Genomic DNA, 11,885 nt, shown 5'->3' with positions numbered 1-11,885 from the left:
CGACGGAGTGTGGGTCAGCCCGCTGCACCCGCCGCGTATGTGTATTCCGGCCCGGACGCCTGGGCCAGACGATCGGAATCACGAGTCACAGGAGTCACATTCCACAACATGTGCACCGCCTGGGGATAACTCGGCGGGTTATGCACATGGTTGTCCACAGCTGTGTAAAACCACACCGGTGTAACTCCGAACAGGCGTTCGAGCCCTAGGGCCAGCCGAGTACAGGACGCTCAGGGGCCAGTTGCAGGCCGATGAGGGCCAGAACGACCAGCCCGACGGTGATCGCGGCGAGACCGGCCCACTGGAACCTGCGGGGACCGTTGAGGACAGCCGCGCAGGCGGCGCCGGTGATGGCGCCACCGAGGTGGGCCTGCCAGGCGATGCCGGAGATCACCAGCGACAGCACCGCGTTGATCACCAGCACGATCACCATGGAGGAGATGTCGCGCTTGAGTTTGAGGTTGATGACGACGACGGCGAGGAAGAGTCCGAAGACGGCACCTGAGGCGCCGACGGTGCCCTGCCACCAGTTGGTCTCACCGAGTGCCGGGACGGTGGCCAGCAACTCGAAGCCGACCGATCCGCCGAACGCGGAGATGAGGAAGAGCGCGAGGAAGCGTGCTCGTCCGAGCAGTGGTTCGAGGTACTGCCCGGTGAGCCACAGGGCGTACATGTTGAACAACAGGTGCATCGGCGAGCCGGGATCGTGCAGGAAGGCCGCCGTCAGGAAGCGCCATGGCTCGGAGTCGGCGAGCACCGGCGCGAAGAAGAAGTCGTCCGTGATCTTGTTGGTGGCCAACTGCCCCAGCCAGACAAGGGCACAGATGCCGATGATCGTGTAGCTGACCAGCGGCCGTTCGTCCGAGGGGCGACGCACCGCGCGGGGGTTGGCCTTTGCCTCCTGCTTGACGCACTCGACGCACTGGATGCCGACCGGCGCCGGCCGTTGACAGGCCGGGCAGGTCGGACGATCACAGCGTTGACAACGCACGTAGGCCACCTGCCCCGGATGCCGGGGACAGGTGGGCTGCGCGCTGAAGTCGGTCATTCGGGAAGGGGCCGTCAGGCGACGGTGACCTTCTCGATGGTGACGTCGTTGACGGGACGGTCCATCGCACCGGTCTGCACGGCGGCAATCTTGTCGACGACGTCGCGGCTGTCCTGGTCGGCGACTTCACCGAAGATGGTGTGCTTGCCCTGCAGCCAGGTGGTGGGCGCAACGGTGATGAAGAACTGCGAGCCGTTGGTGCCCTTGCCGCCACGCTTGCCGGCGTTGGCCATCGCCAGCATGTAGGGGGCGTTGAAGTTGCGGTCGGGCGAGATCTCGTCGTCGAAGGTGTAGCCGGGGCCACCGACGCCCTGACCCAGCGGGCAGCCGCCCTGGATCATGAAGCCGGGAATGATGCGGTGGAAGGTCAGCCCGTCGAAGAACGGTGTGGGGTTCGAGCGGCCCGCGTCGTCGTTGTAGTCGAGCTCGCCCGTGGCCAGACCGACGAAGTTCTTCACGGTCTTGGGTGCGTCGTCCTCGAAGAGGGTGACGTTGATGTCGCCGAAATTGGTGTGCAGCGTTGCATTCATGCGTCCGAGTCTAGGCACCGCGTTCATCGCGTTCGCGACCTGCACGCTCGATTGTTCACGACCTCCACCGCCATCGGCTCAACGCGGCGTGCACGCGCCGGTCGGTACGGCCGATCCGGTGGGCGGGGTCGCCTGCAGGCGCTGGGTGAGCATGTCGTTGGTCAGCACGTACCCCGTGCCGACGTCGTTCTTCGCCCGCGCGAAGACGGTGCCCGCGACGCGCCCGTCCGTGGTGAGCATCGGGCCGCCACTGTTGCCCGGACGCACCTGTGCCGCAACGGAATACATCTCACGAGTGGCGCCAGGGTCGCCGTAAATGTCAGCACCGCGAGTCATGATCTGTGTGCCGACCCGCGCCGGGATGACGCGGTACGGACCGTTCTCGGGATACCCGGCGATGACCGCGTCCGTGGACGACACGACCGTGCCTGTGGTCATCGGCAGCGGTGCCGCTTTCAGGCCACTCACCGCCAGCACGGCGAGATCAGCCTGCGGATCGAAGAAGATCACCGTGGCGCGAAGTCGCTCCCCGCGTCCGCCCTCCTGCACGGTGACCGGACCGGAACCGGCGACGACGTGCGCGTTCGTCACGACCCTGCCGGGAGCCTGCACCCAGCCTGATCCGGTCTGCAGACCGCTGCACTCGGACGGCGCGGTGCGGATGCGGACGACCGACGCCGCCGCTCGCTGGACCGCAGGAGTGGTAGTGGTCGTCGTGCCAGGGTCGGGCGGCGCGACCGGCTCCGAAGCGTCCTCGAAGACGCGTGGGAAACCCGAGCGGTCGATCTCGTCCCGCAGCGCCGACGACCAACCCGCGGCACCCGTGGGCAGCACGGCATCGACCGCGCCCAGGACACGCGACTGCGAGATTGCCTGTGAATTGCTTTCCGACACCAGCGGCTGCACCGCGGTGGCCAGCAGCCAGACCCCGACCGAGACGGACGCGACGGTCACCACGGCACCCGCCGCGGAGTCGGCGAGTTGCACCGCTTTGTCGCGCTGGCGAGCCCGCACCCTGGCCCCGAGTGCGCCCACCGAGCCCTGACCGATGAGTGCGACGACCACCACGATGAAGGCGTTGGCGAGCGTCGCCTGCGTGGTGGTGATGGTGACCTGGTCGATGATCAACGGCGCGATCAGGAAGCCGAGCAGCCCGCCGAGCACCAATCCGGCCAGGCCGAGCAGGCTGGTGACGCCGCCGCGACGCCAGCCGGCGAAGGCGTAGGTCGCCAGTGCGACCACCAGCAGCAGGTCGAGAGTTCCTGCACCCATGAGTGTTCTCCTCGTCAGAGTGCTTCTGCGCGCCCGCCTCGGTGACACCGAGCCGCAGGATTCCGTTGGACGGAACGTCTTGGCAACGCCCGGTCGGGTCGCCACGGTTCCGCAAAGAGCGGATTTGACGGCACATTTGATGTCACTGTGATGTCACTGTCGGGACGCTGTGAAACAACTCACCGACCGTGAGCGGCGGGGCGGCCAGTTCGTCGCCCAGCGGCGAACCATGAACCGCCCCGGATCGTTACGCTGGAATGCAGACCGAGGGCGTCGACCCTCGTGAATCACTACTCGTGGGAAATCTCGCAGAACTCGCGGGGGAACAAGGAGACGTACGTGTTGAGGATCAACCCCTCCCCGGCAAACAAGGCCAAGGGCCACGCCGACGACCTGAAGTCGGCGGCCAAGGGCGCCCTCGCCGCCGCTGCCGGCATCGTGAGCGACGCTGCCGAAGCAGCCGCACCGAAGGTCGACGCGGCCAAGGAAGCGCTCGCACCCAAGGTCGAGGCAGCTCGTGACGCCGCAGCTCCCAAGGTGGACGCTGCCAAGGACGCCGTCGCACCCAAGGTCGACGCCGCGCGTGAGGCTGCCGCGCCGAAGCTGGCTGCCGTGTCGGTCGCGGCGCACGACGCCAGGGACGCCGCTGCGCCGAAGGTGAAGTCGTTCAAGAAGGCCGCCGCGCCCAAGGTCGAGGCCGCCAAGGCTGCCGCGTACGACGCCAAGGACGCCGCCGCTCCCAAGCTTGAGGCCGCCCGCGAGAACGCCGCGCCCAAGGTGCAGGAGTTCGCCGGCCTCACCCGCGACCAAGCACACCACCTCTTCTCGGACGAGTGGATGCCGCGCATCCAGACCGCGATCGCCACCGCCGCTGCCACCGCGCAGCAGGCCGGCCACCGCGCCGCTGACGCCGGCACCCAGGCCTACCTCGCGCTGCCGCCGCAGGGCCAGGACCTCGTGGAGAAGGTCGTGCCGGCCGCCGCCAAGAAAAAGAAGAAGCCGGGCAAGCTGCTCATCGTCCTGGGCCTCGCCGGTCTGGGCGCGGGTGGCTACCTCGTCTACTCCAGCAAGAAGAAGAAGGACGAAGCCCGCCGTGCGCAGGCCGTCGTCCGCGCCAACCAGCAGAACGCAGCATCCGAGCGGGTCAACCCGGCCTCCTCGGAGACCGACGGCATCACCCGTCACTGACGTTTGGTCGCGAAGACCCCCGCCTCGCGGTCGGGGGTCTTTGCTGTTCCCCACTCCGCCAAGCACGCAGACCTACCGCCGCGTACCGCATAGGGTGACCGCGTGAACGTCGTCTTCGTCGAACCCAACTTCCCGCGCAACCAGCGCGAGTTCCCGCGCGCCCTCAAGGCCGTCGGCGCCACCGTCCTCGCGGTCGGCGAGACGCCGTGGGAGTGGCTGGACGAAGAACTCCAGAGCTGGATCGACCACTACTACCAGGTGGGTTCGGTCACCGACGTCGACCAGTTGTCGGCCGCGGTCACCCACTTCCAGGGCTTCGCCTGGATCGACGCGCTCGAGGCGACCATCGAGTCGCACACCCTGCCCGCGGCGGTCGTCCGCGAGCGCCACGGCATCCCCGGCACGTCGGTGCACACCACCTACCTGTGCCGCGACAAGCCGGCCATGAAGGAAGCCCTGCGCAAAGCGGGCGTGCCGACCGCGGCGTCCATCGGTGCGTCCAACGCCGAAGAAATCAGGGCCTTCGTCGCCGAGCAGGGCTACCCGATCATCATCAAGCCGCGCGACGGCGCGGGCGCGGCCGGCACCCACAAGGTCAGCAACGACAACGAGCTGGACGCCGTGCTCGACACCCTCGGTCACACCGGGTCGGTCGCGGTCGAGGAGTTCATCGAGGGGCACGAGGGCTTCTACGACACCATCAGTGTCGACGGCGAGATCAAGCTCGACTTCGCCTCGCACTACTACCCCGGTGTGCTCGAAGCGATGCGGACGCGGTGGATCAGCCCGCAGTACATCTCCACCAATCGCATCGGTGAAGGTGAGTTGTACGGGCAGCTGCGCGAGCTGGGCGAGCGCGTCAACGAAGCACTCGGCATCCGGACGTCGGCCACCCACATGGAGTACTTCGTCAGTCCGAAAGGCTTGCGGTTCAGCGAGATCGGCGCGCGCCCGCCGGGCGTCGGCTGTTGGGACCTCTACGCGGCCGGTAACGACATCGACATCTTCCGCGCCTGGGCCGACGCGATCGTGCACCACCAGGTGTGGCACGTGCCGAGCCGCCAGTTCGCCTCCGGCATCATCGCGCTGCGCCCCGACCGCGACGGCACCATCACCCATATCGACGGCGTGGAGGAGGTGCACCGCAAGTACGGTCCGTTGTTCATCGACGAGCACCTGCCCTACGGCCAGGGCACCCAGCCGATCGAGGCCGGCTACATGGCCAACGCGTGGATGCGCTTACGGCACAGGGACTTCGACACCTTGCGCGACATCCTCGACGACATCGGCCGGACAGTTCAGGTCCGTGCTTCGTAGTCGCGCGCGCTCAGGGATCGCGTCATGACCGTCGTGCTGCTCGGGCCGCAGCGGCGTCCCAACCTCGACAAGCTGGTCACTTCGCTCGACCTCGGCGGGCCCTTCGTCACGATCACGGCCGGCTGGCAGGAGCGGGAGAAGGACGACTCCGAACTCGACCGACACCTGCGCGGACGCAGCCGCAACCTGCACCTGTGGCATCGCATGCAGTCGGTCTTCGAGAACGACCCTCAATACGCCGCCGCGCATCGCGAACGCCGGGCGCAGCTGCTCGAACTCCAGGAGCTCTACCAACTGGGGCTGTCGCACACGGTGCAGTTCCTCAACGAATTGCGCACTCGCACATCCGGATCGGCCGCCCTGCGCGAACTCGCGGTGGCTGACGCCGTCCAGGTGTTGCGTGGGATGGACAAGCAACACATTGCCCGGGTCGGGGAGATCCAGGCGAGTTTCTACGCGAAGTACCCGCCACACGAGCGTCCGGCGATCGTCCGCCACCGGCACGAAGTGGCGCAGCTGCTGGCTGATGCCGGGGCGATCATCCTGGCCGGCGGTCACATCATCGAACTGCTCGACGCGCTGCACCTGTTCAATCTCAACCCGGCCGGGTTCGGACGCCTGCCGATCGTCGCGTGGTCGGCCGGCGCCATGGCGATCACCTCGCGGGTGGTGCTCTTCGACGAGCACTCGGTGCGGGGCCCTGGATGCTCGGAGGTGTTCGATCACGGGCTGGGGGTGCTGACCGGTGTCACGGTCTTCCCGTCGGCCAAACAGCGGCTGCGCACCGGTGACCGGCAGAACATGGGCCTGCTCGCGCAGCGTTTCGCACCGAGCATCTGCGTGCCGCTCGACCCGGGCGCCCGCGTCGTGATCGAGCACGGCACCCTGCCCGCTGACGCGTCGGTGATCGACGCGACCGGTGCCATGCGTCCACGAGGAGGTGACGATGCGCAAGCTGGCGATCAACCGACTGCGTGACCGCAAGCCGCTCGACGAAGCGCGGATCGACCGCTTCCTGCAGCGGCAGACCGTCCCGATCGTCGAGGGTGCGAAATGCACCTTCCTCTTCCGCGGCGGGGAGCACGACTCGGTGGACGAGGTGTGGGTGTGTCATCGCATCGTGGGCCAGCCCGACCGTGTGCCGATGAAGCGACTCGGCAACACGACGCTCTGGTACGCGATCATGGAATTGCCCTCCGGTTCACGGGTGGAGTACCAGATCGAGGTGCGGCGGGGAGAGCACTACGAGCGGTTCAACGACCCGCTCAACCCGAAGCTGGCCCACAGTCCGGTCGGGTCGTCGTCGGTCTGTCAGGCGGCCGGCTACACCGAGCCGGAATGGGCGAAGTACGACCCCGAGTCGCGTCCCGGCGAACTGCTCGACGTCATCCAACCGGCCGGTGCCCTGAGGCACGAATCCCGTTGCCGCGTCTACCTGCCCGCACGTTTCAACGCCACTCAGCGTTATCCGCTGTTGGTGGTGCACGACGGCGACGACTTCCTCAACTTCGCCGCGATGAAGAACGTGCTCGACAACCTCATCCACCGGCGCGACATGGCCGAGACGATCGTGGCGTTCACCAACCCCGGCGATCGCATCAAGGAGTACGCCAACAGCGCCCAGCACGCGCGCTTCCTGCACTCCGAACTCATCCCCCGCCTGGAGTCGGAGCTGCCGCTGCTCGGCACGCCGGCCGGACGCTGCCTGATGGGTGCGTCCTTCGGCGCGGTGGCCTCGCTCTCGACGGCGTACCGCTACCCGGGCTTCTTCGGTTCGCTTGTCGTGCAATCGGGTTCGTTCGTCTTCACCGACATCGGCAACACCCATGGCGGTGGTCCGGCGTTCGACCCAGTGGTGCGTTTCATGAACCGCTACCGGGCAGCTCCGACCCGGGTGGTCGACCGGATGTACATGTCGTGCGGCATCTACGAGCCGCTGATCGTGGCCAACCGCTCGATGGTGCCGGTCTTCCGCGGCACGGGTATGGACGTCCGGTACAGCGAGGCTCGTGACGGCCACTCCTGGGAGGACTGGCGCGACCGGCTGCGGGAAGGTCTGTCGTGGATCTACCCCGGCGCCGCGCAGTACTACTACGAGTGACAGCGCAAACGCGCAGAATCGAGTACGGTTCGGCGCAGCGCACCGCTGCCTGATGGGGATCGGCAGTCATCGCTGATCCGCGACGGAGCCACACCGGACCGTCTGATTTCTTTCGTTACAAGAGGTCCGAGATGTCCGAGCAGCCTTCCTGCAGTCACCTGTCCCGGCGCACCATGCTGCTCGGTGGTGCCGGCACGGTCGCCGCCGCAGCCGCCACGTCCGCGATCGGCGCACCGCACGCGGCGGCTGACACCACCGACTCCTTCCTGCCCTACAACGGCGACAACCGGTACGTCGTCCGGCACTACGACGTGGGCGACACGGTGCTGACCTACCCCACCACTGCAGCCCGGCTGTACGGCGCGACGACGATGCACTGCACGGCATCGGTCAACCTGACGGGCCTCTACATCGACTTCGCACTGCGGGTGGAAGCGGTGCAGATCAACGGCCGGGCGGTGCCCTTCACCCGCACCTCGTGGCGTCGCATTTCCGTCAGCGGTTTCAGCATCGCGCGCGGCAGCACGTTCACCGTCAAGGTGAATTACAACGACACCCCGAACGCCCGCTGCAAGTCGTCCAACCACAACGGTGTGTACGAGGAGGGCGCGTTCATCGTCTTCGGTGGCCAGCCCGACGGTGCCATCTACTGGATTCCGAGCAACGACCGCCTCGACACCAAGGCGACCTACAACATCTCGGTGTCGACGCCGGCGTCCAACCACATCATCGGCCACCGCGAATCAGCGAGCTACTACACCTTCAGCAACGGCACGATGCGCAACGCGAAAATCGTCATCAGCCGTCCGGTGGCGGCGTACCAGCCATCGCTCGGCGTCGGCCCCTTCGCGCAGACGACCGGTAGCTGGACGATCGCCGGCAAGCCGGTGCTCCATCAGTTCGCCGGGATGGGCTCGGTGCCCAGTCGCCTCGCCACCCACACCAAGCAGTCGCTCGACTACTTCGCCTCGCAGTACGGCCCCTACCCGTGGGGTCATGCGGGTGGCTCCTCGTACGGCGTCCTGCCGGTCGGCGCGCACGAAGGCGTCGGCTCGGGCATCTACCGCCGCTCGCTGGTCGACGGCACCTACGGCCCGTCGTTCATCGCGCACGAGAACGCCCACATGTGGTTCGGTAACTCCGTCACCGCGCGGCAGTGGAAGGACGTCGTGCTGATCCACGAAGGCCTCGCGGTGCTGCTGGAGAACGACTACGACCTGAAGTACGGCGGTCTGCGCTCGTAGTACACCGCATCTCCGTCGACGCTCGCCGCGACCGCCGGCCCGCACAACATCACGAGCATGACCTACTACAACTCGGCGTACGGCGTGATGCGTGAACTACGCCGCGAGATGGACGGCAGCTACCTGCAGTGGCAGGCGCCGCGGCACACCGCCTTCCTGCGGGCGCTCGCCGCCGAGAAGGCGTACCAGAACATCACCCGGTACGACTTCCGCACGATCGCCGAGCGGGTGGCCGGACGCAGCCTCGCGACCTTCTGGAACAAGTACAAGATCGTCTGATCGCGGGATCAGTCGGACCCAGGCGTCTCGAGTTCGCGCAGAGCGCGGTCCCGTAGCCCGGCGGAGCGGACCTCCCGCGCGGCGATCGGGCGCGAATCCACGTCGCGGGCCACGGCCCAGGAGGATCCGTGGTGTGCGGCCGCGAGCGCGGTAACCGTGGAGGTCGGCTTCACGAACACCCCCCTCACCCGTCGCGAACCTACTGATGGAGCGTGACCCTACTGGCTGTACTCAGTGGGCTCGCGGACAAACAGTAGGTTGACGGACTCGTGAGCGCGGGAGCTACAGAGCGAAGCCGAAGAGCGGGCTGTCGGGCGGGAGGTGTTCGATGCGCAGCGGCGAGGCTTCCATCCGCTTCAGCAGCGGCTCGTAGTCGTCGGCCGAACCGAGCTCGATGCCGACCAGCGCCGGGCCGAATTCTCGGTTGTTGCGCTTGACGTATTCGAAGAGTGCGATGTCGTCGTCTGGGCCGAGCACGTCGTGCAGGAAGCGGCGCAGCGCGCCGGGCTCCTGGGAGAACTCCACCATGAAGTAGTGCTTGCGCCCTTCGTGGACGAGGGCGCGCTCGACGACGTCGGCGTAGCGGGAGACGTCGTTGTTGCCACCGGAGATGATGACCACGACGGTGTCGCCGCGCTCCACCTCGATCTGGCCGAGAGCGGCAGGCGCCAGCGCCCCGGACGGCTCGGCGATGATGCCCTCGGACTGGTAGAGCTCGAGCATCTCGACGCAGATCGCACCCTCGTCGACCAGCACGATCTCCGGAGCGGCGTCCTTGATGATCGGGAAAGGCACATCGCCCACCCGGCGCACGGCGGTGCCGTCGGCGAAGCGGTCGAGTTCGTCCAACGTGACGGGGGTTCCGGCGTCCAATGCGGCCTTCAGGCTCGCCGCGCCGGTCGGCTCCACCGCGACCACACGGACGCGCGAATCTCCCAGAGCGGCAATGGTTCCGGCGAGCAACCCGCCTCCACCGACCGGCACAAGGACGACGTCCGGCACGTCTTTGAGTTCGTCGATCACTTCGGCCATCACCGTGCCCTGACCCGCGACCACGCGCGGGTCGTCGAAGGCCGGGACGAGGGTTGCTCCGGTACGCGCGGCGTCAGCTTTCGCGGCTGCGGCGGCGTCGTCATACGACTCACCGCCCACGACGAGTTCGACATATCCCTTGCCGAAGGCCGCCACCCGGTCGCGCTTCTGGCGCGGGGTATTGGTGGGCAGGTAGATGCGCGCCTTGACCTGCAGATCGGCGCATGCCAGAGCCACACCCTGGGCGTGGTTGCCGGCGCTCGCTGCAACCACACCGGCCCAGCGCTGCTCGGGGGTGAGCTGGCTGATGATGTTGAGCGCGCCGCGGATCTTGTACGACCGCACCGGCTGCTGGTCTTCACGCTTCAGCAGGACGGTGGCGCCGAGAGCGGTCGACCAGCGCTCGCAGTACTGCAGCGGGGTGCGCACCACCACTTCGTCGATCCGCTCGGCGGCGGCCGCCACATCGGCTCTGGTCACGGACATGGGCGTCAGATTACGCCGGACGTCCACACCAACTGACCGGTCGTCCGCGGGCCGGTCGCTGCCCACGGGCCGGGCGTCCGATCAGTTGGTGAGGGCGACATCGCGGGCGGCGACCAGCGCCATCAGCACGAAACCCTGCCAGGTCTGCGGCGAGAACGCCGATGCCCAGGACTTGGTCGAAACACTCGTTCACAAGAGCATTCGACCGCTTCCAGCTATGCATCCCCCGCTACACGACACTTTGGCCCCTCGACTTCGAGGTTCGACCAAAGAGGTCACGAGGAACTCTCAGCGCCTACATCGGTGAGCCATCGCCCCGGGTCGGCGGAACCGTCGCTTTGAACGGCGGTCAGTCGCGCACGACGCGGCGCCGCGAGCGTGGCTGGCAGGTGCGACACCAGAAGAGGTTGCGGGCGGCAAGCTCCTGCATCGCCACCGGGTTGCCGCACACGAGGCAGGGCAGCCCCGACCGGCGGTATACGTACACCTCGCCGCCGTGCTTGTCGACGCGCGGCGGACGTCCCATCGCCTCAGGCGTGTGCTCGGGGTAGACGGTGTCGATGCGGCCGTCGCGCACGCCGAGTGGCATGAGCTGGACGAAGTCGTTCCAGATCGCCTCGAACTCGGCCCGCCGTAGGAACTTGCCTGCCATGAACGGATCGATGTGGTGGCGGTAGAGCGCCTCGGCACGGTAGATGTTGCCGACGCCGGCGAAGATCTTCTGGTCCATGCACAGCACCGCGATCGGTGACCCGCTGCGGTGAATGCGGGCCCAGGCCTTCTCGGGATCAGCGTCGATCCGCAGCGGGTCAGGCCCGAGCGCCGAGGTGATCTTCTCGACCTCGGTGGGGTTGCGCAGCTGGCAGACATTCGGGCCGCGCAGGTCCATCGTGAACGGCGGCTCGTCGATCGACAGGCGCCACCGGATCGCGCCAGTCTCGGGCGGGTCGTACTCATCGGCGAAGAAGAACTTCCCGAGCAGCCCGAGGTGGATATTCACCCGGTCGGGGACGTCCTCGAAGCCGACGAACATGTGCTTGCCGAACGCCTCGGCGCGCTCGAAGACGCGTCCGTCCATCTCGGCGGCACCTTCGAAGCGTCCCTGCGGGGAGGTCGATCGCACCGGCATCCCCAGGAAATGCTCGTTGAGGATTCCGGCGATGCGGTGAGTGACATGACCTTCGGGCACGTTCGCCAACCTATCCCGCGTGCCCAACCGCGCTACGCGGTAACCCGCGCACAACCCGCGGATGCCGCGAGCAGAGTTCGCGGATCAAGCGACTCGCGAGCAGTGCTCGCTTCGTCCGCGGGTTGTGTTCGCGGTTCTGACGATCTCAGTGAGTGCGACCGACGATCCGCGCGATGCAGAGCCCGAACAGCATCAGCAT

At 67.3% G+C, this 11,885-nt stretch carries 11 protein-coding genes; 6 read left to right on the top strand and 5 right to left on the bottom strand.

Annotated elements, in window-relative coordinates; translation table 11 throughout:
* Nucleotides 1-205: 205 nt before the first annotated feature.
* The 3 genes from J5M86_RS00150 to J5M86_RS00140 all read right to left on the bottom strand — a co-directional run bounded on the left by J5M86_RS00150 (nucleotide 206) and on the right by J5M86_RS00140 (nucleotide 2,850).
* A complete protein-coding gene (locus tag J5M86_RS00150; protein ID WP_188061391.1) occupies nucleotides 206-1,048 on the bottom strand; it encodes a rhomboid family intramembrane serine protease in 843 nt (280 codons plus the stop codon).
* 14 nt (nucleotides 1,049-1,062) lie between these two features.
* Nucleotides 1,063-1,578 (bottom strand): peptidylprolyl isomerase, encoded by a 516-nt coding sequence (locus J5M86_RS00145; protein WP_188061390.1) that lies wholly within the window; start codon nucleotides 1,576-1,578, stop codon nucleotides 1,063-1,065.
* A 78-nt stretch (nucleotides 1,579-1,656) separates the two neighbouring features.
* A complete protein-coding gene (locus tag J5M86_RS00140) occupies nucleotides 1,657-2,850 on the bottom strand; it encodes a MarP family serine protease (RefSeq protein ID WP_188061389.1) in 1,194 nt (397 codons plus the stop codon).
* A gap of 339 nt (nucleotides 2,851-3,189) precedes the next feature.
* On the opposite strand from J5M86_RS00140, the gene J5M86_RS00135 reads away from it, so the two are divergent.
* From J5M86_RS00135 to J5M86_RS00110, 6 genes are all read left to right on the top strand, one after another.
* Nucleotides 3,190-4,038, top strand: a complete 849-nt coding sequence (locus J5M86_RS00135) for a hypothetical protein (RefSeq protein ID WP_188061388.1) — start codon at nucleotides 3,190-3,192, stop codon at nucleotides 4,036-4,038.
* A gap of 102 nt (nucleotides 4,039-4,140) precedes the next feature.
* Nucleotides 4,141-5,355 (top strand): acetyl-CoA carboxylase biotin carboxylase subunit family protein, encoded by a 1,215-nt coding sequence (locus tag J5M86_RS00130; protein WP_188061387.1) that lies wholly within the window; start codon nucleotides 4,141-4,143, stop codon nucleotides 5,353-5,355.
* A gap of 24 nt (nucleotides 5,356-5,379) precedes the next feature.
* Nucleotides 5,380-6,333 carry a hypothetical protein gene (locus tag J5M86_RS00125; RefSeq protein ID WP_188061386.1) on the top strand — a complete coding sequence of 318 codons (954 nt, stop codon included), beginning with the start codon at nucleotides 5,380-5,382 and terminating at the stop codon, nucleotides 6,331-6,333.
* The gene (locus J5M86_RS00120) at nucleotides 6,302-7,456 is read left to right on the top strand and encodes an alpha/beta hydrolase-fold protein (RefSeq protein ID WP_188061385.1); all 1,155 of its coding nucleotides are present in this window, start codon (nucleotides 6,302-6,304) and stop codon (nucleotides 7,454-7,456) included. The genes J5M86_RS00125 and J5M86_RS00120 overlap by 32 nt, the downstream gene beginning before the upstream one ends.
* A 131-nt stretch (nucleotides 7,457-7,587) precedes the next feature.
* Nucleotides 7,588-8,700: a M1 family aminopeptidase gene (locus J5M86_RS00115; protein ID WP_188061384.1), complete on the top strand. Its 1,113-nt coding sequence runs from the start codon at nucleotides 7,588-7,590 to the stop codon at nucleotides 8,698-8,700.
* Between the two features lie 57 nt (nucleotides 8,701-8,757).
* Complete coding sequence (locus J5M86_RS00110; protein WP_188061383.1) at nucleotides 8,758-8,979, top strand: hypothetical protein; 222 nt, start codon at nucleotides 8,758-8,760, stop codon at nucleotides 8,977-8,979.
* Nucleotides 8,980-9,261: 282 nt separating this feature from the next.
* Here J5M86_RS00110 and ilvA read toward each other — a convergent pair whose 3' ends face one another.
* Nucleotides 9,262-10,497, bottom strand: a complete 1,236-nt coding sequence (ilvA, locus tag J5M86_RS00105) for a threonine ammonia-lyase IlvA (protein ID WP_188061382.1) — start codon at nucleotides 10,495-10,497, stop codon at nucleotides 9,262-9,264.
* Between the two features lie 349 nt (nucleotides 10,498-10,846).
* On the bottom strand, nucleotides 10,847-11,686 hold the full coding sequence (locus J5M86_RS00100; RefSeq protein WP_188061381.1) for an Fpg/Nei family DNA glycosylase: 840 nt from the start codon (nucleotides 11,684-11,686) through the stop codon (nucleotides 10,847-10,849).
* Between the last annotated feature and the right edge of the window lie 199 nt (nucleotides 11,687-11,885).

Origin of the sequence: Yimella sp. cx-51, assembly GCF_017654605.1 — a bacterium.
GTDB lineage: Bacteria > Actinomycetota > Actinomycetes > Actinomycetales > Dermatophilaceae > Yimella.
Note: the sequence above shows the minus strand (reverse complement) of the source record. Positions and strands in the feature narration are given on the sequence as shown.

Excerpts from the sequence above, each read along its gene's own strand:
- J5M86_RS00140 (WP_188061389.1), bottom strand. The coding sequence starts at position 2,850 with ATGGGTGCAGGAACTCTCGACCTGCTGCTGGTGGTCGCACTGGCGACC.
- ilvA (WP_188061382.1), bottom strand. The coding sequence starts at position 10,497 with ATGTCCGTGACCAGAGCCGATGTGGCGGCCGCCGCCGAGCGGATCGAC.
- J5M86_RS00125 (WP_188061386.1), top strand. The coding sequence starts at position 5,380 with ATGACCGTCGTGCTGCTCGGGCCGCAGCGGCGTCCCAACCTCGACAAG.
- J5M86_RS00150 (WP_188061391.1), bottom strand. The coding sequence starts at position 1,048 with ATGACCGACTTCAGCGCGCAGCCCACCTGTCCCCGGCATCCGGGGCAG.
- J5M86_RS00120 (WP_188061385.1), top strand. The coding sequence starts at position 6,302 with ATGCGCAAGCTGGCGATCAACCGACTGCGTGACCGCAAGCCGCTCGAC.
- J5M86_RS00110 (WP_188061383.1), top strand. The coding sequence starts at position 8,758 with ATGACCTACTACAACTCGGCGTACGGCGTGATGCGTGAACTACGCCGC.
- J5M86_RS00145 (WP_188061390.1), bottom strand. The coding sequence starts at position 1,578 with ATGAATGCAACGCTGCACACCAATTTCGGCGACATCAACGTCACCCTC.
- J5M86_RS00115 (WP_188061384.1), top strand. The coding sequence starts at position 7,588 with ATGTCCGAGCAGCCTTCCTGCAGTCACCTGTCCCGGCGCACCATGCTG.